This window comes from Corynebacterium sp. FDAARGOS 1242 (assembly GCF_016889985.1).
Classification (GTDB): domain Bacteria; phylum Actinomycetota; class Actinomycetes; order Mycobacteriales; family Mycobacteriaceae; genus Corynebacterium; species Corynebacterium minutissimum_B.
Map to the genome: position 1 here is coordinate 1445732 of NZ_CP069568.1, position 20642 is coordinate 1466373.

General features: G+C 59.4%; 20 protein-coding genes. 15 read left to right on the top strand and 5 right to left on the bottom strand.

Translation table 11 applies throughout. The annotated features are described in order from the left end of the window. Positions 1–4 precede the first annotated feature (4 nt). The 7 genes from I6J72_RS06880 to I6J72_RS06910 all read left to right on the top strand — a co-directional run bounded on the left by I6J72_RS06880 (position 5) and on the right by I6J72_RS06910 (position 6557). The gene (locus I6J72_RS06880) at positions 5–880 is read left to right on the top strand and encodes a fumarylacetoacetate hydrolase family protein (protein ID WP_204098659.1); all 876 of its coding nucleotides are present in this window, start codon (positions 5–7) and stop codon (positions 878–880) included. An 84-nt stretch (positions 881–964) separates the two neighbouring features. Beyond that, a complete protein-coding gene (locus tag I6J72_RS06885) occupies positions 965–1384 on the top strand; it encodes a PepSY domain-containing protein (protein WP_239107225.1) in 420 nt (139 codons plus the stop codon). Between the two features lie 48 nt (positions 1385–1432). After that, positions 1433–2329 carry a polyphosphate kinase 2 gene (gene ppk2 / locus I6J72_RS06890; RefSeq protein WP_204098660.1) on the top strand — a complete coding sequence of 299 codons (897 nt, stop codon included), beginning with the start codon at positions 1433–1435 and terminating at the stop codon, positions 2327–2329. A gap of 30 nt (positions 2330–2359) precedes the next feature. Continuing rightward, positions 2360–3565, top strand: coding sequence for a sensor histidine kinase (locus I6J72_RS06895; protein WP_204098661.1), 1206 nt, complete (start codon positions 2360–2362; stop codon positions 3563–3565). After that, the gene (locus I6J72_RS06900) at positions 3546–4217 is read left to right on the top strand and encodes a response regulator transcription factor (RefSeq protein WP_204098662.1); all 672 of its coding nucleotides are present in this window, start codon (positions 3546–3548) and stop codon (positions 4215–4217) included. The genes I6J72_RS06895 and I6J72_RS06900 overlap by 20 nt, the downstream gene beginning before the upstream one ends. Positions 4218–4303: 86 nt before the next feature. Beyond that, positions 4304–5047 carry an ATP-binding cassette domain-containing protein gene (locus I6J72_RS06905; RefSeq protein WP_039674612.1) on the top strand — a complete coding sequence of 248 codons (744 nt, stop codon included), beginning with the start codon at positions 4304–4306 and terminating at the stop codon, positions 5045–5047. 124 nt (positions 5048–5171) lie between these two features. Next, on the top strand, positions 5172–6557 hold the full coding sequence (locus I6J72_RS06910; protein ID WP_239107226.1) for a hypothetical protein: 1386 nt from the start codon (positions 5172–5174) through the stop codon (positions 6555–6557). Between the two features lie 178 nt (positions 6558–6735). On the opposite strand, the gene I6J72_RS06915 is transcribed toward I6J72_RS06910, so the two are convergent. Further along, positions 6736–8190 (bottom strand): glyceraldehyde-3-phosphate dehydrogenase, encoded by a 1455-nt coding sequence (locus tag I6J72_RS06915; RefSeq protein WP_204098664.1) that lies wholly within the window; start codon positions 8188–8190, stop codon positions 6736–6738. Between the two features lie 65 nt (positions 8191–8255). After that, complete coding sequence (locus I6J72_RS06920) at positions 8256–9239, bottom strand: nitronate monooxygenase (protein ID WP_204098665.1); 984 nt, start codon at positions 9237–9239, stop codon at positions 8256–8258. Between the two features lie 37 nt (positions 9240–9276). Here I6J72_RS06920 and pth point away from each other — a divergent pair, with 37 nt between their 5' ends. The 3 genes from pth to I6J72_RS06935 are packed head-to-tail and all read left to right on the top strand — an operon-like array spanning position 9277 to position 12495. Continuing rightward, positions 9277–9942, top strand: a complete 666-nt coding sequence (gene pth / locus I6J72_RS06925) for an aminoacyl-tRNA hydrolase (RefSeq protein WP_204098666.1) — start codon at positions 9277–9279, stop codon at positions 9940–9942. 39 nt (positions 9943–9981) lie between these two features. After that, complete coding sequence (locus tag I6J72_RS06930; protein ID WP_204098667.1) at positions 9982–10827, top strand: SDR family NAD(P)-dependent oxidoreductase; 846 nt, start codon at positions 9982–9984, stop codon at positions 10825–10827. Positions 10828–10851: 24 nt separating this feature from the next. Continuing rightward, positions 10852–12495: a peptide chain release factor 3 gene (locus tag I6J72_RS06935; protein ID WP_204098668.1), complete on the top strand. Its 1644-nt coding sequence runs from the start codon at positions 10852–10854 to the stop codon at positions 12493–12495. Positions 12496–12510: 15 nt separating this feature from the next. On the opposite strand, the gene I6J72_RS06940 is transcribed toward I6J72_RS06935, so the two are convergent. Together I6J72_RS06940 and I6J72_RS06945 are read right to left on the bottom strand one after the other, a co-directional pair. Continuing rightward, complete coding sequence (locus tag I6J72_RS06940) at positions 12511–14076, bottom strand: TrkA C-terminal domain-containing protein (RefSeq protein ID WP_115021506.1); 1566 nt, start codon at positions 14074–14076, stop codon at positions 12511–12513. Between the two features lie 180 nt (positions 14077–14256). After that, positions 14257–15126 (bottom strand): patatin family protein, encoded by an 870-nt coding sequence (locus I6J72_RS06945; RefSeq protein ID WP_204098669.1) that lies wholly within the window; start codon positions 15124–15126, stop codon positions 14257–14259. A 35-nt stretch (positions 15127–15161) separates the two neighbouring features. Between I6J72_RS06945 and I6J72_RS06950 the strand changes: the two genes are divergently transcribed. Together I6J72_RS06950 and I6J72_RS06955 are read left to right on the top strand one after the other, a co-directional pair. After that, on the top strand, positions 15162–15545 hold the full coding sequence (locus I6J72_RS06950; protein WP_204098670.1) for a hypothetical protein: 384 nt from the start codon (positions 15162–15164) through the stop codon (positions 15543–15545). A gap of 3 nt (positions 15546–15548) precedes the next feature. Beyond that, positions 15549–16094, top strand: a complete 546-nt coding sequence (locus tag I6J72_RS06955; protein WP_204098671.1) for a gamma carbonic anhydrase family protein — start codon at positions 15549–15551, stop codon at positions 16092–16094. A 148-nt stretch (positions 16095–16242) separates the two neighbouring features. Here the strand turns inward: I6J72_RS06955 and I6J72_RS06960 are convergent, their stop codons facing one another. After that, positions 16243–16899: a hypothetical protein gene (locus tag I6J72_RS06960; protein WP_204098672.1), complete on the bottom strand. Its 657-nt coding sequence runs from the start codon at positions 16897–16899 to the stop codon at positions 16243–16245. Positions 16900–17101: 202 nt separating this feature from the next. Here I6J72_RS06960 and I6J72_RS06965 point away from each other — a divergent pair, with 202 nt between their 5' ends. The 3 genes from I6J72_RS06965 to I6J72_RS06975 are packed head-to-tail and all read left to right on the top strand — an operon-like array spanning position 17102 to position 20642. Next, entirely contained in the window at positions 17102–18325 is a 1224-nt protein-coding gene (locus I6J72_RS06965; protein ID WP_204100471.1) for an NAD-dependent epimerase/dehydratase family protein, read from the top strand. 11 nt (positions 18326–18336) lie between these two features. Next, on the top strand, positions 18337–19479 hold the full coding sequence (locus I6J72_RS06970) for a glycosyltransferase family 1 protein (protein ID WP_204098673.1): 1143 nt from the start codon (positions 18337–18339) through the stop codon (positions 19477–19479). Positions 19480–19502: 23 nt separating this feature from the next. Next, positions 19503–20642 carry a DUF6882 domain-containing protein gene (locus I6J72_RS06975; RefSeq protein WP_204098674.1) on the top strand — a complete coding sequence of 380 codons (1140 nt, stop codon included), beginning with the start codon at positions 19503–19505 and terminating at the stop codon, positions 20640–20642.

Consider the following 20642-nt stretch of genomic DNA (forward strand, 5'->3'; position numbering starts at 1 on the left):
GGCTATGAAGCTCGCTACTCTCCGCACCAGTTTTGGCACCTGCGCAATCCGCATCGACGGCCCGAATGTGGGCACGGAGTTGGACTACGAGGACGTCGGCGCCCTGCTCGCTAGCCCAGACTGGCGCAAGGCAGCACAGCTTTCAGGAGAGCCCGTGGTTTTTGACGCCGCCGACCTTGCCCCCGTCATTCCGAACCCGGGAAAAATCATCTGCGTGGGCGTGAACTACGCCAAGCATGCGCGGGAAATGGGCCGTGACCTTCCGACCCAGCCCACGCTATTCATCAAGTTTCCAGAGGCACTCACTGGCCCCTACGACGATGTGTATGTGCCCGACTTTGCCACGAAGAAGCTGGATTACGAAGGCGAACTCGCCGTGGTGATCGGGACCCGCGCACACCGCGTGAAAGTAAACGATGCGCTGGACCACGTTGCCGGCTACGCCATCATGAACGATTACACACTGCGCGTCTATCAACGCGCTACCTCGCAGTTTCACGCTGGTAAGTCCTTTTACCGCACCGCCGGCTTCGGACCGTGGCTCACCACGGCTGATGAATGGGCACCGGGCCGCGGCGCGCGGCTGACCACGACTGTCGACGGCGACGTGCGCCAAGACGACAACACCGATGACCTCATCTTCTCCGTGGCTGAGCTCATCGCCTTCTACTCGTCCCTCTATCCGCTCAACCCCGGTGATGTCATTGCCACCGGCACTCCGGAAGGCGTGGGGTTTGCACGCGGTGCGGATGCGATGCTCGGTGACGGTTCCGTGACACGCATCAGCATCGACGGGCTGGGCCCGATTGAAAACACCACGCGTTTTGGGGAACCGCCCACCAACGGCTGCGGCGATGGTTGCACCTGCGCCACGTACTAGACCTTTTATTAATTCTGCGAGCTACTCGACGCATCGCTACTGTAGGGAAGCACATTTCCCCAACCAAAAAGGATGAGCCTTTTTATGACTCTTCTCTCCCGTGTCCTCGCCGCCGGCATTGCAGCGTCTGTATCTGCAGCACTGGTCGCATGTTCTTCAGACAAGGAGGCAGACCCAGCTCCCGCAACGACTCTTCCTCCGATGGTGACCGTTACTGAAACTCTGGCGACGACGGTGGTCGAGCAGGACGACGATGACCGTGACGACCGCGACAACCAGCAGGCAGAAACCGCTGACTCACTCACCGGTGACGATGCTTTGGCTGCCACTTATGCCCATGCCGGCGTAGACGCCAGCACCGTCACCGAAAAGGAGGTTGAATTCGACGACGGTGACGACGGCAAGGGCCCGCACTGGGAAATTGAGTTCACGTCCAACGGCCAGGAGTATGAGTACGATGTCGACGCTGCCACTGGCGCGGTGCTCGAGCACGAGGTCGACTAAGCTCCCCGCGTTTAGGTATTTTCCCAGCTAAGGGGTACATTTAAGGGTATGAGTTCAACAAAGAAGTCTCCCTCCAAACCTCCGAAGCTCGACAAGCAAGCTTATGAGGAGGAGCTCAAGCGCCTCCAGGCTGAGCTCGTCGAAATGCAGCAATGGGTGGTTGAGACCGGCGCCCGCGTGGTCATCATCATGGAAGGCCGCGATGCCGCTGGTAAGGGTTCCGCTATCAAGCGTATTACGCAGTACCTCAATCCGCGTACCTGCCGAATTGAGGCCCTGCCCAAGCCCACCGACCGTGAATCCGGTCAGTGGTACTTCCAGCGCTACATTGAAAAGCTGCCCACCGCAGGTGAGATCGTCATCTTCGACCGTTCCTGGTACAACCGCGCCGGTGTAGAACGCGTCATGGGCTTTTGCACCCAGCAGGAGTACGTGCGCTTCCTCCACCAGGCACCGCAGCTCGAGCACATGCTCATCGAGGATGGCATTATCCTGCTGAAGTACTGGTTCTCGGTGTCCGATGAAGAACAGATCGCTCGTTTCAAGTCTCGCCGTAACGACCCGCTGCGCCGCTGGAAGCTCTCCCCCATGGACTTGCAGTCCATCACTCGGTGGGAGGACTACTCCCGGGCCAAGGATGAGATGTTCGTCCACACGGATACCCCATCCGCACCGTGGTACACCGTGGAGTCTGAGGACAAGAAGCGCTCACGAATCAACGTGATCAACCACATCCTCAAGACGGTTCCCTACCAGCACGTGGAGCAGGACGTACCTGAGATCCCGAACCGACCTGAGCTCGAAGCCGAATACGTCCGCCCGCCGCGCAACGACTTTGCCTACGTTCCGGATGTCGCTGCCGACTTGGAGCGTGCCAAGGTCAACGGTGACGGCAAGAAGCAGGGCAAGAAAAACAAGTCAAAGAAGGACAAAAAGAAGAAGTAGTACTCTCTGCATGTACTACCATGGCCGTCTATGAGCTTTTCCCGCACCGCGCGCGCCTTCCTGACCTCGGTGCGTTTGGGGGACGCACTACTCTCAGGAGTCGCGGGGCTCGTAGCGGCCTTTTATTGTGCCTTGGCGGCTTCCTCCGCCGGAACAGTAGAGGTTATCGAAGCTCTCTTGTCCCTGCTGTTCATACCGTTCTTCCTCGTGTGGCGCTCGAAGCCAGTCCTAAGTGCGGCAGGCTTTTTAGTTCTTCTTTCAGCCTGGGCAGTCACGTGGATGAGCCAGCTTCCTGCTAATAGCGGCTTGCCGCCTTGGGCGTTGACCGCCCCGATGGCCGTGTACACCACCTCGCGGTACATAAACCACAGGCTACTTCCTCGGGCGATCCTCCTCATCACCGCGCTCGGAACCTTCATCTCCCCCTTCATGTGGCGGATCGATGTTGAATCCTATCTTCTCCGCTATGAGGTGGACACCCACTTCCTCGCTATGGTTGTGGCTCACTGGGCGGTACTGGGAAGCACATACTTCATTGCTGCCCGCTATTTCGACCGTGATCGCCAACGAGAGGCACTGGCCCGCGAGCGCTTCCACCAGGCACAAGAAGAAGAACGCCTCCTCATTGCGCGGGAGCTACACGATGTCCTCGCCCATTCCCTCACCCTGATTAAGGTTCAGGCTAATGCGGGCATCGTTGCAGCGACATCGGATTCCGGCGCGGCTGAGGACGCACTTCTGTCAATCCGGGAGAACGCAGATTCCGCATTGGGCGAGGTTCGGGGAATTGTCGCTGCTTTACGCTCGCCTGGTCCCACGTCGCTGGAGCCTGCTCAACAACTCGAGCACATCGAGGGAATCCTCGAAGGCTTCCGCGTTGCAGGGCTGAAGATCGATGCAAACCTCCCCGCTTCATTTGCCGTACCGTCGTTGGTTCAGATGGCACTGGTGCGCATCATCACGGAGGGATTGACGAATGCCCTGCGCCATCAGGGCGTCGGCACGCATGTCACGGTTGAGCTTGCGCTTGACGACGCCCCCTCGCTCACCCTCACCTCCACCAATCAACACCCCTCACCGAGCAACGTTTCGGGCAGCGGCGTAGGCCTAGTGGGGATAGGAGAACGTGCTCGTTCCCTTGGCGGTCGCCTCGACTATTCCGGCGATGCTCATGTCTTTAACCTGCACGCACAAATACCCATGAAGGACACCAAAAATGCCGCACAGCAGCTCTAGAATCCGCGTCTTGTTGGCCGATGATCAAGCAATGCTGCTCTCAGCACTGTCTACTATCCTCACTGCGCAAGAAGACATCGAAGTAACGGCTACCGCTACCTCGGGAGCGGAAGCCGTAAAATCTGCACTCGCTCACCACATCGATGTGGCTATCCTCGACATTCGCATGCCCGGCATGGACGGCATTTCGGCGGCTCAAGCCATACTCGAGCGAAAGCCAGAGTGCCGCATCATCATGCTCACCACCTTTAACGATGAAGAGCTCGTAGCGCAGTCCATCTCCACTGGTGCCAACGGCTTCCTATTGAAGGATGCCGACCCAGAGGTTCTCGTGACCGCCGTACGCAATGTGGCGCAGGGGGAATCGGTATTGGCCGCCGAGGTTACCGGCCCTGTGCTCGAGGCCTATCGCTCCGCGCTCACGCACGATAGCCTCAGCGCCCAGGAACGCCAAGGACTCAGCCTGGTAACGCGGCGCGAAATGGAAGTACTCTCATTGCTAGCCCGTGGTGCTACGAATGCGGAGATAGCCTCCGACATGGTCATCGCGGAAACCACGGTAAAAACACATGTCTCCGCGCTCATGTCGAAGCTCGCCGCACGCGACCGCGTGGCCCTCGTTCTCTTAGCCCAACGCGCTGGGGTTGCCTAATCTCCTACCACGGTAGGAGATCTCCCCGCTGAAAACCATCATGCAGTCGGATTACTTTATGGTGCACCCCGGCGATACTGCAACCTATGAATTGCGACATCTCTTTTGAGAACATCACGAAGACTTTTGGTCAGCAACGAGTCCTCGATGGCCTCTCTTTCCGTATCACTCCTGGCCGCGTGCATGCGCTCCTCGGACGCAACGGGGCAGGAAAATCAACACTCTTTTCCATTCTTTTAGGCCTCGTGCCGGCTGACTCTGGCTCCATGAGCGTGGCTGGCCAACCATGGACACGCGATGTGCTTCGCCAGATTGGTGCTTCAGTCAACGGACCGGCTTTTTATGGCCATCTGTCCGCCGAGGCAAATCTTCGTGTTCATGCCCGGCTGCTGGGGCTTCCTGACTCTGAGATTGACCGCGTCCTCTCCATCGCTGGGCTCCGCGGCGTTGGCGCCAAGAAGGCGAAATCCTTTTCCACCGGTATGAAAGCACGCTTGGCTTTGGCACAAGCACTCCTCGGTGATCCAGAGATTCTTGTCCTTGATGAGCCTCAGAATGGCCTCGATCCCCAAGGCATCATGGAATTGCGAAAGCTGCTACAGCAACTGGCCGCGGCTGGGCACACCGTTATCGTCAGCTCCCACCAGCTTGGTGAAGTTCTGCATCTTGCACATGACATCACGGTCTTGGCCGAGGGCACGATTCGATATTCCGGTTCCCTACACGAGCTAGCACCCCGTGGCCAGTTGGAAGAGGAATTCTTCCGGCTCACGTCACCGAGCCGTGCCTCCCAAGCATCTATCTCTCGGGAAGGGGAATCACGTGACTAAGCACACCACAGCACCTCGCCCGAGTTACCTTTCTGCAGAACTACTACGCAGCCGCGGAAGTACCTTACAGTGGTTGCCTTTGCTGGCACTACCGCTGGTCATCATGACAATCATTTTCTCATCAATGGCCTCAGCACACACTGATGCCACGGGCGTCTTGGCTTGGCAGTCCTTGTTTGTTACCGGAATGTATGCCCCTCTTATTGGGCTGTTCGCTGCCATTCCAGAACGCCGCGAGACCATCACTCGCAGCGGCGGAACGCAATGGAGAAACCTCAACCCGCGTCTCGAGAATGCTGCCCGCTTTATCGTCGTCATTGTCAGCCTTGCGGTCTTCCATATTCTGAACTTTGGTGTTTCCTGGTTCGTTGTCGCTGCCCAGGGGCGCGAGAATCATGAACTTATCCTCGTAGCTGGGCTCTGCTCCTTCCTTGGCGCGCTTGGCATTGCCGGACTTTCCGCGGCCTGTACCCGTCGACTGGGCTTCGCATTAGCACTCGTGGCAGCGGTTCTGTGGCAGCTTGTCAGCATTCTTCCGAGCACTGTCGAAACAGGCAGGTGGTGGGCCTTTCTACCAGCATGGCCGCAACGGCTTCTTCTGCCCGCACTGCGTATTCATCAGAACTCGGTGCCCCTTGAGCCAAACGACCCACTATTGACCAGCAGTCCATTTCCAGCTCTCATATTGTGTGTCATCCTCGCCGTGCTTGGGTCATTAGCCGCGGTCTACACGCCGCGTCGATACCGGCCAGTATTCCCGCTGCGTTTCGCCTTCACACAGTCTACGGTGACGCGAACTAATGCCACCGTGGAAGAAGCCCAACCATGGAAACCAACGGAGCATTCCCGTGCCGCAGCGCAGTCCTCGCCGTGGTCCACATTGTTGGGGCTGCACCATGCGGCTTTTAGCCCAGCGGTGTTCTCTTGCCTGTTGCTCAGCGTTTTCACGCTCGGTTTCGTAGCACTGCTTTATCCCGCTAACTACGTCGAAGGCTTCTTTCACTTCTTTCTGCTACCGGTCGGCACAGGTATCTTGCCGGTCCTCGTTTGGCCCCGTGTAGCTGGATCATGGCCGTTGGTACATATGGAAACACGGTTCGGCGCATCCGGGATTCTCCTCTGGTTCCTGTGCATCATCGTGGCGGTATGCGCTGCCGCTTACCTGGCCAGTGCACTCGCAGGTAGCGATGTCACTGCCCAGATTTCGGCATTCCCCCTTTCAGTTGGGGTGGGCTTTGTCATCGCGGCTGTGTCACTCATTCTGATGATTCGCCTCGGCATTGTGAGTGCTATCGCCCTCACCATCGTAGGCACGATCGTCTCCATCACGTTAGGCGGCGATGTCTTGGCAGAAACCGGCCTCTGGCTCCTTGCCTTCCCGGCTTGGCCCTTGATTGCGCTCTCACCTATGCGTTATGCCATCGCTGTGGCCCTGACTGCGGTGCTCTGTGTGATTGCCGTTTTGCTTGCACGGCGTCTGCTCCACACGCGTGCGCTGTCTCCCCGCTAAAACTGACGAATCTGACAAAAGCAGTCTAGATTTTTCGATCTTGGCCCGTACTTTTGGCAGATCGGGCAGTTGCGCGTTTGAAGCATCCTGGCAAAGCTAGGTCGCAGACCGAGCAGGACCCTAAAACAGCAACACCGCCCGCGCCATGCAGCGCGGGCGGTGTTCGTATTTCTAGCGTTTAGAGCTCAGAGACGTCAACGCGCTTCGGGTACACCACCGGGCGAGCACCGGCGATGTCCTCTACAATGCGGATGACCTGGTTGGAGTAGCCGAACTCGTTGTCGTACCAGACGTAGAGCACGAGGTGCTTGCCGGAGGCGATGGTCGCCAGACCATCAACGACACCAGCGTGGGTAGAGCCGACGAAGTCGGAGGACACAACCTCAGGGGAAGCAACGTAGGAAATCTGCTGGCGCAAGTCAGAGTGCAGAGAAACATTGCGCAGGAAGTCGTTGACCTCGTCGCGGTCGACTTCCTTTTCCAGCTCCAGGTTGAGCACAGCCATGGACACGTCCGGGGTAGGAACACGGATGGCGTTGCCGGTGAGCTTGCCCTCGAACTCCGGCAGGGCCTTAGACACGGCCTTGGCCGCACCGGTTTCGGTGAGGACCATGTTCAGGCCCGCTGCGCGGCCGCGGCGATCACCCTTGTGGAAGTTGTCGATGAGGTTCTGGTCATTGGTAAAGGAGTGCGCGGTTTCCACGTGGCCGTGAACCACACCGTAGCGGTCATTGATGACCTTGAGCACCGGGGTAATGCCGTTGGTGGTGCAGGATGCGGCGGAGAGAATCTGGTCAGACTCCTCGATGTCCCCCTGGTTGATGCCGTACACGATGTTCTTGAGGTCACCCTTGCCCGGGGCAGTAAGCAGCACGCGAGCCACACCCTTGGACTGCAGGTGCTGGGATAGGCCGTCGCGGTCACGCCAGACACCGGTGTTGTCGACGACAATGGCATTGTCGATACCGTACTGGGTGTAATCGATTTCTGCCGGGTTGTTGGCGTAAATCATCTGAATCTTGGTGCCATTGGCCCAGATGACCTCATTCTCCTCATCCACAGCAATGGAGCCGTTGAAGGCACCGTGGACCGAATCGCGGCGCAGGAGGGAGGCGCGCTTGAGAATGTCAATGTCGCCCTTCTTGCGAACAACGATGGCGCGCAGGCGCACGCCGCCGTAGGCAGCTTCGCGGGCAATAAGGATGCGGGCCAGCAGGCGGCCAATGCGGCCGAAGCCGTAGAGCACGACGTCAGTGGATTCCTTATCCACGCCTGCACCGACGAGGTCGACCAAGGTCTCCTCCAGGTAGTTCCGCAGATTATCGGAACCAGACTCCTCAAAGCCCATGACCAAGCGGCCCAGGTCAATCGAGGCGGTGCCCAGGTTCATCGTGCACAGTTCCTTGAGGATGGGCAGAGTCTCAGCGGTGGAGAGCTCACGCTCAGCAATGCGGCGGGCGTAACGGTGAGCCTTGATGATGTCAATATCGGTCACGCCGATAAGCATGCGACCGTAAATGGAGGTCACGACGTTGTTATTGCGGTGCAGCTGGTGGATGAGCGGGATCATCTCCTGGGCCAGCTCCAGACGTTCGTTCCAGTCCTCGTGCCCAATATGCGCGTTTGCAGTCACGTGCTCTGTATCCTTTACTTCTCAAAGAGGGGTGTACTTCTCTATCCAACCGTAAATATTAACTGTTAAAGATGTCCGTTTGGGCATAGTTGCGCGAGGATTTGCGCCACACTACCCCCGCCCAGTTTCTCTACGGCGGTCCCGACGAGGCAGTATCCGACCTCCTCGTCATGGCGGGCGCGGCGCGGCTTCAACAACGCGTTGAGATAGGGATACACCAAGGGCAGGTCGGGATGGGTACGGGTGTACTCCGTTTCGAGTCCCCGGGCGTAGCGCCCTGAAAACGCACGTGTGGACACGGTGGGCCCACCACGTCGAAGCAACGCACGGTTGTGTTCGCTTGTACCAGCTTCGTCACTCAGCAGGAAAGCCGAGCCGCAGCTGACCGCAGCCACGCCAGGCCAAGAGAGGGCTTCAGCAACATCCGCAGCGGTGCGCACACCTCCTGCAGCTATAAGTGGACGTTCCGTAACCTGGTGAACGGCGGCTACCAGTTCGGCCAACGGGCGCTGATCTGGTTCAGCAGCTGGGTCCCACACGCCGCGGTGCCCACCGGCTTCTGGGCCCTGCACGCACAACACGTCGACGCCGCGGGCAGCGGCGACGAGAGCTTCCTCCGGAGTGGTTACCGTGGTCCACGCTTCCGCGCCGGAGGAGTGGATGCGCTGAACTTCGGCGTCGCTGAAGACGCCGAACATGGACCACAACACTGCTGCCCCGCCGTCCAGCGCGGCGGTAAGTTTCTCCTGCCAGCCGAAGGTGAGGGGGACGTCGCCAAGCACGGCATTTTCTTCTGCTGCGAGGGCTTCCGCGGCAGCCCGTTCAGTGGCGGTGAGCTCGCGTTGTGGGCAAAAGAGGTTGACACCAAAGCGCGTGCCGGCGCAGTCCTTAATGGCTGCCCGGGCAGTTTCAACGGACGCACTGCCCAGCCCTAATGCACTAAAAGAACCGGCGGCTGCGGCCGCGCGGACCAGAGCCGGCGTGGTGGGCCCACCGGCCATCGGGGCAGGTAGAACCGGGCAAGTGATAGTCTCAAGAAGCTTACTCATGGTCCCAGAATAAAGAACTTCCTAGAAGGGAGTAGTTGTGTCCTCCATCCGTGACTTCTTTGCCCGCCTTTTCGGCAACAGCGCTGCACCGTCGCCGCAACCGGCTGCTGGGCTGGACCCCGCTGCGCTCAGCGCTGAGTGGCTTATCGTGGGCTTGGGCAATCCTGGCGCGAAGTATGCGTCGACGCGCCACAACGTGGGCTACATGGCAGTTGATGATCTCCTTGCTGATGCAGGTGATGTGCTTGAGCCGGTCACGGGACACAAGCTCAGCGCCGCGCCCGTTGACGTCGACGGCACGCAGGTTCTGGCCGTGCGATCGCACACGTACATGAATCTTTCCGGGGACCCCATTGCGCCCCTGGCTGCACAACTAGGGGTGCCGGCGGAGCGCATTATTGTCATCCACGATGAGCTCGATTTGCCCGCTGGCAGCGTGCGCATCAAGAAAGGCGGCAATGAGAATGGCCACAACGGTCTGAAATCGCTGACTGAACGCCTGGGAACCCGCGACTATCTACGTGTGCGCGTGGGCATTGGCCGCCCGCCCAAAGGTAGCTCCATTCCGGATTGGGTGCTCGCGCCTGTCGACGCCTCCCCGGCCTTCGAAAGCTCCATCGCCACCGCTGCGGAAGCCGCGCGCCTCATTGTGTCCGAGGGAATGAACAAGGCACAGAACGAGATCCATTCGCGCGGAAAGTAAACCCGCGCGTCCGCGTGGATCGCCCTAGACTATCGAAGTATGAGCCACGCCTTCTCATCGAACCTGGATCCACGGACCATCGTCATTACTGGCGCCTCAGACGGAGTGGGGGCCTCCGCCGCCCGCATTCTGCACAAGCGTCACCCACAGGACACGCTCGTGCTCGTTGGCCGCAACCCGCAGAAAACACAGGCCGTGGCTGAGGAAATCGATGCTAACTATCACGTGGCGGATTTTGAATCTTTGGGTCAGGTACGTCGCCTCGCGGAGGAGCTACGCCAGTACGAGAACATCCATGCCTTGGGCAACAATGCTGGCGGCATTTTTGATGGTCCCTTTGCCACGGCCGATGGTTTTGAGCGGACGTGGCAGGTCAACGTTGTGGCTCCTTTCCTGCTGACGTCCCTGTTGCGTGATATCTTGCGAGACAACGACGCGACGGTAGTGCAGACCGCCTCGGTAGCAAACATGCTCATGTCCTCCTTTGATCCTGGTGACCCGAACACTTTTGAGAAATTCACCGCGGAGCGCGCCTATGGCAATGCCAAGCTCGGCGATATTCTGCTTACCCGCTACTTCGACTCCCATGGGCTGACCGCCGTGGCCTTCCATCCGGGCGTGCTCAAGACCAGTTTTGCGAAAACCTCGACGAGCAAGACGAGCACGCTGTATTCCAGTGCTCTGGGCCAGCGCTTCGGCACGGCTGATCAGGGTGGCGAGAATCTCGCTTTCTTCCTCACCGGCACCCCAGGCATCCATTTCGAATCCGGCGAGTACTACAACAACAAGCGCAAGCCAGGACTGCGGCGCCCAATTGCAAAGAAGCTCTCAGTAGCGCGTCGCATCTTTGATGATCTGGGCCGCCAGCTCGATGTGGAGTGGTAGCACCCAGCGGCTAAACTAACCCGCATGAGTATTGCCTCCGAAGCTTCCCGCCGCCGCACATTCGCCGTCATCGCCCACCCGGATGCTGGTAAGTCCACGCTGACGGAGGCGCTGGCACTGCATGCCCACGTCATTAATGAGGCCGGCGCGGTGCACGGTAAGGGCAACCGCAAGTCCACGGTGTCTGACTGGATGGAAATGGAAAAGGACCGCGGTATTTCCGTCGCGTCCTCGGCCCTGCAGTTTGAGTACGCTCCGGAGGGCCATGAGGGCGAGCCCTACATGATCAACCTCGTCGATACCCCGGGCCACGCGGACTTCTCAGAGGATACGTACCGCGTGCTCACGGCAGTGGATGCTGCTGTGATGCTTATCGACGCCGCCAAGGGCCTCGAGCCACAGACCCTCAAGCTCTTCCGCGTGTGTAAGGCCCGTGGCCTGCCGATTGTTACGGTGATCAACAAGTGGGACCGCGTGGGCCGTGAGCCGCTGGAGCTTGTCGACGAAATCGTCAACGAAATCCAGCTGCAGCCCACCCCGCTGTACTGGCCGGTCGGCATTGCCGGTGACTTCCGCGGTCTCGCCCACATCAATGATGATGGTGAGGCCGACGAGTACATCCACTTCCTGCGCACGGCAGGTGGCTCCACCATTGCCCCAGAGGAACACTACGCGCCTGATGCAGCCGCGGAGAAGGAAGAAGACGCCTGGGAAACGGCCGTGGAGGAAGCCGAATTGCTGGCCGCCGACGGCGCCCTGCACGACCAAGAGCTCTTTGAACAGTGCGTGACCTCCCCGCTCATTTTCGCTTCCGCCATGCTCAACTTCGGTGTTCACCAGATCCTCGATACGCTGTGCGCCATTGCCCCGGCTCCGCGCTCGCGCGATTCAGATCCTCAGGCCATTGAAGCTGCCGGCTCCGGTGGTGCAGCTGCCATCGATGAGGTTCGTGAGGTTACTGATGAATTCTCCGGCGTCATCTTCAAGGTGCAGGCAGGCATGGACCGCAAGCACCGCGATAACCTGGCTTTCATGCGCGTCGTCTCCGGCGAGTTTGAGCGTGGCATGCAGGTCAACCATGCCCAGTCCGGCCGCAGCTTCTCCACGAAATACGCCTTGACGGTCTTTGGCCGTACCCGCGACACCGTGGACTCCGCCTTCCCGGGTGACATCGTGGGCTTGGTTAACGCCGGTTCCCTGGCACCGGGTGACACCATCTATACGGGCAAGAAGGTCCAGTTCAAGCCCATGCCGCAGTTTGCCCCTGAGTCATTCCAGATTCTGCGCGCCAAGTCTTTGGGCGACTACAAAGCCTTCCGCAAAGGCTTGGACCAGCTTGCGGCCGAAGGCGTCGTCCAAATCTTGCGCAACGATACCCGCGGTGACGCCGCCCCCGTCATGGCCGCCGTCGGCCCCATGCAGTTCGAGGTCATGCAGGCCCGCATGGAAGTCGAATACAACGTGCCAACCGTCACCGAACCCATCCCCTACTCCGTAGCACGCCGCACCGACGCCGAGTCCGCACCAGAGCTGGGCCGCCAGCGCGGCGTAGAGATCTTCACCCGCACCGACGGCGAGCTCATCGCCCTGTTTGGCGATAAGTGGAAGCTGGCCTTCATTGAGAAGGAGCACCCGGAACTCACCATCGAAACGCTCGTGGCGGATTAGATGGCTGGTTGCTGACTAGAAAGTCAGCATGATGGGGATAACCGCAATCTTGACTATCTGCGCCACCACGATCGTGGCTGCGTAGCCGGTCATGATGCGGGAGTCAGAGCTCATTCCCGTGGCGTAGTTGACCACGGCTGGCTGGCCGAATATACCGGAGATACCACCGGCGGTGCGGGTCTCCGACTGCCCAAGGAAGCGGTTCGCCACAGCGAAGATTGCGATGGCAACCACAGTGACGATGGCAGCCAGCAGCATGCACTTCACCCCCATCCACGAGAATGCGGTGGAGAGGAACGCATCACTGGAAGCAAGGCCCACAGAGGCCAAAAAGATGACGAGGCCCCACTGCTGGAAGGCGGTGTTGATGGAGGCCGGAACCTTCCACGGCACGCGTCGCGTGCGGTGTAGTGCACCCAGAATGAGACCAGTAATCAGTGGGCCGAGCGCGAAGCCCAGTTCGAAGGACGCACCGCCCGGCATCGGAACAACAACGAGTGCCAAGAGATAGCCCAAGAACAGGCCGCCAGCTACTGCGGTCCAGTTCAGCTGCGAGTAGCCCTGTACCGAATTACCGAAATAATTACGGATATCGCCCAGACGGTCCTGGTCAACAATGATGTCGACACGGTCACCAGAGTCGAGGTGCGTGTCAAAGCTGGCGAGGAACTCTTCATCGCCGCGGTGGATGCGGATGATGCGGCCACCGTAGCGTTTAAACAGATCAAGTTCCTCGATGGTGCGGCCTGCAATGTCCGAGTTCGACACCACGACGTTTTCAATGACGAGACGCTTGTCTATGAAGGGCACCTGCGGCTGACGCTTACCCAGGGCGGCCGTAAGCTCATGTTTCTTCGCCTTCGTTACGAGGACGCGAAGGATATCGCCTTTGCGAATCTCCGGGTGGTCACCGGCCACAGTTCTCGTATTCCCGCGGCGAATCGTGGCGATGACGAACTGGTCCTCGAAACGTTCCAGTAGCTCGTCGTAGGTGATGTTCTTCGTCACGCGAATAGTACGGGAGCGAAAGATTTCCTCCGCAGAATTGTCCTTGTCTTTCGACCCCGGCCAGGACTGCTTCAACAGCATCGCCACAAGCAGAATGGCCACCGCAACGCCGACCGGATACCCCAGGGAATAACCCACAGCTGGTAGCTCTTCGCCCGTCTGCTGCTGAGCAACCGCCAGCGACGCCGTCGAGGTCGTCGCACCCGAGAAGACGCCGACCGAAGCCAAAGGTGACAACCCAAGCCATCCGCCGGCAAGCAGCGCTACAGCCGCGGCCGCAATCACGGCGATCGCCGCGGTGATCATGTGCTTGAGCTGTTCAGAGAATCCCTTAAAGAATCGCTCACCGGCAGACAAACCCTGCATGTAGATAAAGAGACCAAGGCCCATTTCCTGCAAGCTGCTGAGGATTGCGCCATCGAGCTCAATAAAGGCGCCGAAAGCCAAACCGACGAACAACGTTCCCGCCGCGCCAAAGCGCAGCGGGCCGAAGGGAATCATGCCAAACAATGTGCCGAGCAGAGCAATGAAAAAGATGCTCAGCCAAATATTTCCATCAAATAGTGCCAACACGGTCTGTCATTCTAGGAAACTGCACAGAAAAAGCCATGTGAAAGGCGTTTCCTGCAATCACCCGTTAACCGCATCCTTGCAGCGCATCGGCTTTTCCAGGATGTTGCTACGGCCGCAAACGAGGTACGTTTCACACCCGTGGGCCCGCGGTGATCACTAACAGCAGGCACTTCCACGTGGCTAGGCGGTGAGGAATTCCCTCCATGCCGGCCACTCCGCATACGTCTGTGCGCGGCCCGCCTCAAAATTGGAGCGTAGCTTAGCCACATCGTGTTCGGTAGACGTCACTTGCATATCTTCTGGGAAGAAGAGCTGGGCGCGTCCTTCCTTTTCCAATTCAAGGAGACGGTCTTTGGAGCGGTTGTACTTCGGTGGACGCTCGATCATAGCTTCTGCCACGGCTGGGTACTTGCGGAAGAAGCGGCTCAGCGCCGTGGGACGGCTGACTTTGGGGCGCACATAGCCGCGTGGCTTGGAGCCGAGAAAAAGAAACTTCTCAAACCCCGCTTTTTCGGCCTGTTCAATGAGGATGCCGCCAGATTCACCCATGGCCCCGTCCACATAAGGTGCGCCATCGATGACACGCATCGGCATGATGAGTGGCAGCGTCGAAGAAGCTCGCACGCGCACCATGAGATCATCTAGGGTCGCGACATCCTCACGTCCCCAATAGACGCTTTCCCCAGTGTCGGCTCGAGCAGCCGAAATACACATTTGTGCTGGATTGGCTTCAAAGGTCTCCCAATCGAAGGGCATATCTTTGTCGGCCGACTTCTCATAGATGTATTCGGCGTTGAAATAACCATTGCCGCGCAGTAGAGAACCTAGACCACCGAAGCTGGGGTTCTTGGCAAAGTCTACGAAGGATTCTTCGGAGCGAATCACGTCGCGGGAGAGGAAATTAACGGTGTGCGACGAGCCTGCGGAAACACCACCGACCCAGCCGAATTCCACCTCCTCCTGAAGTAGTTTGACGATGCATGCCGCAGTATAGGAATTGCGCATGCCGCCACCTTCAATGACGAGTGCTGTATCTTTCGCGTCAATCACAGTGCCCGATGGTACCCGCAGGCTAGGATCGCGCCATGGGTCTCTTTTCCGCACTGAAGAATCTTGTCAGCTCCCCCGGCGCGCGTTTGGCCTCCCCCGATCCGCATGCCGTTGAGGTAGAGCTGGACCGCCTTGCCGTGCACACGGCGGACGGACTCATCATCGTGGAGACGTCCCCATCCGGCGCTAAGGTGCTGGCAGAAGTGGCTCGTGCTGGCGAAGCCGTCCAACTGCGCGGTCCACACACTACCGTGTACCTGTCCCCCACGACTGCGCAGGAACGCCCAGTGCATGATCCGAAGAAGGGCTGGGTTATCCCGCTCTCGCCTGATGAGCTCGATCTTCTTAAAACCCTCAGCCCGGAGCCTGGAGATTATGAAATCTCAACGGCCCTGGCCATAGCGATTGAAGGAGTCTAAAACATGCTCATCCTCCCGTTCCAAGGCAAGACCCCGCGTATTCACCGCAGCGCCTGGATTGCACCGAATGCCACCATCATTGGTGATGTCACCATCGGGCCAGATTCTTCTGTGTTCTATGGCAGCGTGCTACGCGGGGACGTCGGTTCCATCCGCCTTGGGGCGCGCGCCAATATCCAGGACAACTGCGTCATCCACGTTGAAGCAACTAAACCTTGTGTGCTCGAGGATGACGTCACCGTAGGACACATGGCCATGCTCCATGGCACGCACGTGGGCGCGGGCACGCTCGTTGGGATGAAGGCATCCCTACTCTCGGGCTCCACCGTGGGCCCAGGCTCTCTCGTCGCCGCCGGCGCGGTGGTGCTGGAAGGCCAGAATATTCCCGCCGGCACCCTAGCTGCTGGGGTACCCGCCAAGGTGCGCCGTGAGTTGAGCTCGGAGGAATCCGCCGCCTTCATCCCGCACGCCGCGCGCTACGTCGACATTGCTAAGAATCAGGCGCTGCTTGGCGACGCCCTCCCCCTCGACGAAGTCCTCTACGACTAGCGCCAAGACTGTTTCAAACTGCCGTTGTTGCCAAAACTCTTGAACTCGCCGCGGGATCTGACCAGATCTTTGGCAACTAGGGCAGTTCCACTCCGCAAGCTAAGGCCGCGAGCTAAACCCCTAATCGAACGTTCTCAAGGCTAAAGTGCTAGAGCAGAGCGACGAGCCCCATAATTACCAAGAAGGCAGCCACGCCATAGCCGCTCCACAGCGCAACGGCGGCTGAGTTCTCCCGCGCCCACGCGAAAGCCCGACCAGCCCAGGAATGAGGTTTGGCACGCACGAGCGCAATGAAGAGCCCGCACACGGTAGGCAAGGAAAGCGCGAAGCTGGCATAGAAGAAAAGGCCGCCATATTTCACGGTATTACTGAAATCCCCGGCTGCTAGGTGCATGAGGCCATAGAAGAAGGGCACGGAGGTCAGCGACTGGATGACTCCCATAAGGAAGCCCACCGCAACGGTCTTAGGCGAGGGCGTACGCAGCGGGCCGAGGAGCTTTTGAACCATATCGTTGGGCTCGCCCTTCGAGCGCCACGCCAGCACACCGAGGCCCACGCCTATGACGATGAGGCCCCAGCCAATCACCGGAGACTCCAAGGCGGCGGCCACTTTGTCTTGAATCCCCACGAAAACGAACATGACCACGGCGGCAGCGGTGAGCACACCGAACCAATCGCCGACGATGACAAGCGCAGCAATCTTGCGGTAACTACTTCGCGGAAGCATGATGCCAATGGCCACGAGGATGCCGATAAGCAGGGCGTTGACAGAATCGGCGAAGGCATTGAGCACGGCTTCAAGCATGCGGGCTAGTTTACTAGCAGTCGTCTCCCTGCTACGTCATCGTGCAGCCTTAGGAAACATTCACTCACTGTTTACCCAGCATGCCCTCCGCGTGAACGCTGTCAACGGTAAGGTGGATAAAAGTGTGTGCCGCCGCGCCGGGTTCTCCGTCGACGGCGGCACCATAGGTAATGCCCCCAATCATGATGTGGAGAGAGAAAACATGAAGGTAGCGATTCTCGGCGGCGATGGTTTTTGCGGCTGGCCAGCCTCACTTTATCTCTCCGATCAGGGCCACGAGGTCATCATCGTGGACAACCTTTCCCGCCGCGCTATCGATGAGGAACTCGGCGCAGAATCGCTCACTCCCATCGTGTCCATCGAAGAGCGCTTGACCGCATGGACTGAGGTCTCCGGCAAGACCATTGGATTCTGCAACCTCGACGTAGCTCAGGACTATGACGGCCTGCTGGAGTTCCTCACCACGGAGCGCCCAGATGCCGTTGTCCACTTCGCTGAGCAGCGCGCTGCTCCTTATTCCATGAAGAATTCACGCACCAAGCGCTACACGGTGGATAACAACATCAACGCTACCCATAACCTGCTTGCCGCCATCGTGGAATCTGAGCAGGATATCCACGTCGCACACTTGGGCACCATGGGCGTGTACGGCTACGGCACCGCAGGCATGAAGATTCCGGAGGGCTACCTGGATGTGCAGGTCGATGCTGGTGAGAACGGCATCGTCGAGCAGCAGATCCTCTACCCCTCCAATCCGGGCTCGGTCTACCACATGACGAAGGTACTGGACCAGCACCTCTTTGCCTACTACGCCAAGAACGATGAGCTGCGCATTACCGACCTCCACCAGGGCATCATTTGGGGCACGCACACCGAGCAGACCCAGAAGGATGAACGCCTGATCAACCGCTTTGACTACGACGGTGATTACGGCACAGTACTCAACCGCTTCCTCATCCAGGCAGGTATTGGTTACCCGCTGACCGTGCACGGAACTGGTGGCCAGACCCGCGCCTTTATCCATATCCGCGACATGGTGCGCTGCATTGAGCTGGCACTGAATAATCCACCCGCTCGTGGCGAGCGCGTCAAGATCATCAACCAGATGACCGAAACCCACCGCGTGCGCGACTTGGCGGAGCTGCTGGCGAAAATCTCCGGTGCCGAGGTAGCTTACGTACCGAACCCGCGCAAGGAGTCTGCAGAAAATGAACTTCACGTCACCAATGACACCTTCCTCGAGCTCGGCCTAAAGCCGACCACCTTGTCGGAAGGCCTGCTCCATGAGGTTGAAGAGGTGGCCCGCAAGTACGCCGAGCGCGTGGACCGCTCCAAGATTCCAGCGCAATCCCTGTGGACCAAGCAGCAGCAGGCCGGCGTTCCTGACTCCGTGGCGAGCGACGCTACCGACACCGCACAGGCATAAGCATTCCTTCCATGCGCATCGCGATTGTTACTGAGGTTTTCCTGCCCAAAATCGACGGCGTGGTCACCCGCATTACCCGCACGCTGGACCAGTTGGCGGCGATGGGCCACGAGGTCCGCATCTTCGCCACGGGCAAGGCACCTGCCACGTATGCAGGTTTCGAGGTCACCCGCATTCCCAGCTTGTCGCTGTGGGTCTACCCAGAAATCAAGTTTGGCTTGCCCTCGTGGAAGTTCTTTAAAGAGATCCGGGATTTTGACCCCGATGTCATCCACGCGGTCAACCCAATTTGGACCGCGGCACTCGGCGTCTTTGCCGCGCAGCGAGACGCTGTTCCGCTCGTGGCCAGCTTCCACACCAACGTGCCCGAGTACGTCGATGCCCTGGGCATTGGCTGGACTCGCCCGCTGACAGAGGCCGCGCTTAAGTACCTGCACAACCAGGCAGCAGTTAACCTGTGCACCTCCGGTCCCATGGTGGACAAGGCTGGTGACATGGGGATTCGCAACGTAAAGCTATGGCCCAAGGCCGTGGATACGGAAACGTATCAGCCTTCCCGGGCCACCGTGGCGATGCGGGAGCGTCTCACCGGCGGAAACCCCGATGCGCCACTGCTGACTTACATCGGCCGAGTTTCCAAAGAAAAAGACTTAGAGCGCCTCGACCACGTCATGCAGTTGGTGCGCACTGAGCTTAGCGACGCCCGCCTCGCCATCGTCGGCGACGGCCCCTTCTTGGACGAGCTCAAGGAAGGCTTCGACCCCTCCTACACCGTCTTTACCGGCTACCTTTCCGGTGAAGAGCTTGCTGCCGCCTTCGCGGTCGGTGATGTCTTCCTCTTCCCTTCCGCTACAGAAACCCTGGGTCTCGTGGCATTGGAGTCCTTCGCGTCGGGTGTTCCCGTTATCGGAACGCGCGCCGGCGGAATCCCCTTTGTTATTGAGGAAGGAGTCACCGGCCATCTCATTGACGCCGATGCTGACGACGCAGCGTGGGCTGACGCCGCTGTGAGCCTTCTCCGTGATCCTTCGCAGCGATCCGAGATGGGGGCAGCCGCCCGACGCGAGGCGGAGAAGTATTCCTGGGTAGAATCCACCCAAGCCCTTCTTACGGCCTATGAGGAAGCCATTGAACACCCCTACCGCAGGGACTAAACCGTACTAGTCAAGGAGCACGCATGGATTCAGCGAGAAACCTGTACTCCGCCGGCGCGTTTATTCAGGCCGGCATCGACGCCGCCTTTGCCCGTCGCCTCGGCCCCATCACGGATGTGGAGGTCAACTTCGTCCCCGTCGAGTCCGACCAGTCTGAGCATGACCAGCGCGCTACGGTGCGTTTCACCACCAGCAGCGGCGTTCATGACTTTGACGGTCTGCGCTTAGCGTCCATGCAGGATGGCCAGTTCCACTGGGCCACCGGCTTGGCGCAGCAGGCTGATCTTCCTGAGTTCCACGGCCCCCAGCCCGATACGGCTCTACTCAAGGGCCTAGCGCGCCGTCTTGTAGGTGATCGCCCCGTCGTCCGCGTTCCGCAGGGCGATGCTGAAGCACTCGTAGCGGTGGACTTCACAGAGCTTGACCCGAACCCCGCCAGCGCCGTGCTCGCTGGTCTGGAAAAGAGCGGGGATATCGAAGGCGGCGTGGACGAGCGTATCGCCACCACTGAGCTCGCTTCCTATATGAATGTGCCCGACAATAACCCGGAAGCGCTCGCACAGTTTGAGGGTTCTCGCATCGTTGCCCTTCCCCAAATGAATGGCCAGGTGGGACTTCGCGCGCGGGATATCCTTGCGGATGCTCACTTCCTTGCCACTGAGCACAACTTTTTCCTCGATGCCCGCTTCCCCAACTTGAGGGCCGAACTGGATCCCGGGACCTCCCGCACGCTGGTGAGCACAGCGCACGGTTCGTTGACTGTTCCAGCACACCTGATTGCCACCCTGGATGAGTCTGCCGGTACTTTTACGTGGGCATGGGCTGACGAACTCGCCTCCTCCATGTCTGCGCAGGCGGCAGGCAATCTGAGGCGCTTCGCTTATGACCGCGCCGTGCCGGAGCTCCTTCGCGCACGGCTTCCTATTGCGGATGCCCGGCAGGCACGTTTGCCGCAACTAGCTATGCCTATTCTGGGCCTGTGGACCCTGTTGCCGGTACACCTTCCGGACGGCCGTCTGGGCCTCGCGCTTTCCGACGCCCCCGCCTTCCGCCTTCCTGCGCCATCCCCGGCCGCCACGCAGGCCACGCTCAACGTGGCGGTTCCCCCGGGCGTAGACGAGCAGCGCGCCCGCGCCGCGTACCAGCGCCAGCGCGGTTTCTAG

Excerpts from the sequence above, each read along its gene's own strand:
- I6J72_RS06920 (WP_204098665.1), bottom strand. The coding sequence starts at position 9,239 with ATGAGTAAGCTTCTTGAGACTATCACTTGCCCGGTTCTACCTGCCCCG.
- I6J72_RS06905 (WP_039674612.1), top strand. The coding sequence starts at position 4,304 with ATGAATTGCGACATCTCTTTTGAGAACATCACGAAGACTTTTGGTCAG.
- ppk2 (WP_204098660.1), top strand. The coding sequence starts at position 1,433 with ATGAGTTCAACAAAGAAGTCTCCCTCCAAACCTCCGAAGCTCGACAAG.
- I6J72_RS06965 (WP_204100471.1), top strand. The coding sequence starts at position 17,102 with ATGAAGGTAGCGATTCTCGGCGGCGATGGTTTTTGCGGCTGGCCAGCC.
- I6J72_RS06935 (WP_204098668.1), top strand. The coding sequence starts at position 10,852 with ATGAGTATTGCCTCCGAAGCTTCCCGCCGCCGCACATTCGCCGTCATC.
- I6J72_RS06975 (WP_204098674.1), top strand. The coding sequence starts at position 19,503 with ATGGATTCAGCGAGAAACCTGTACTCCGCCGGCGCGTTTATTCAGGCC.
- I6J72_RS06900 (WP_204098662.1), top strand. The coding sequence starts at position 3,546 with ATGCCGCACAGCAGCTCTAGAATCCGCGTCTTGTTGGCCGATGATCAA.
- I6J72_RS06970 (WP_204098673.1), top strand. The coding sequence starts at position 18,337 with ATGCGCATCGCGATTGTTACTGAGGTTTTCCTGCCCAAAATCGACGGC.
- I6J72_RS06910 (WP_239107226.1), top strand. The coding sequence starts at position 5,172 with ATGGCCTCAGCACACACTGATGCCACGGGCGTCTTGGCTTGGCAGTCC.
- I6J72_RS06955 (WP_204098671.1), top strand. The coding sequence starts at position 15,549 with ATGCTCATCCTCCCGTTCCAAGGCAAGACCCCGCGTATTCACCGCAGC.
- I6J72_RS06950 (WP_204098670.1), top strand. The coding sequence starts at position 15,162 with ATGGGTCTCTTTTCCGCACTGAAGAATCTTGTCAGCTCCCCCGGCGCG.
- I6J72_RS06930 (WP_204098667.1), top strand. The coding sequence starts at position 9,982 with ATGAGCCACGCCTTCTCATCGAACCTGGATCCACGGACCATCGTCATT.
- I6J72_RS06960 (WP_204098672.1), bottom strand. The coding sequence starts at position 16,899 with ATGCTTGAAGCCGTGCTCAATGCCTTCGCCGATTCTGTCAACGCCCTG.
- I6J72_RS06885 (WP_239107225.1), top strand. The coding sequence starts at position 965 with ATGACTCTTCTCTCCCGTGTCCTCGCCGCCGGCATTGCAGCGTCTGTA.
- I6J72_RS06895 (WP_204098661.1), top strand. The coding sequence starts at position 2,360 with ATGAGCTTTTCCCGCACCGCGCGCGCCTTCCTGACCTCGGTGCGTTTG.
- I6J72_RS06880 (WP_204098659.1), top strand. The coding sequence starts at position 5 with ATGAAGCTCGCTACTCTCCGCACCAGTTTTGGCACCTGCGCAATCCGC.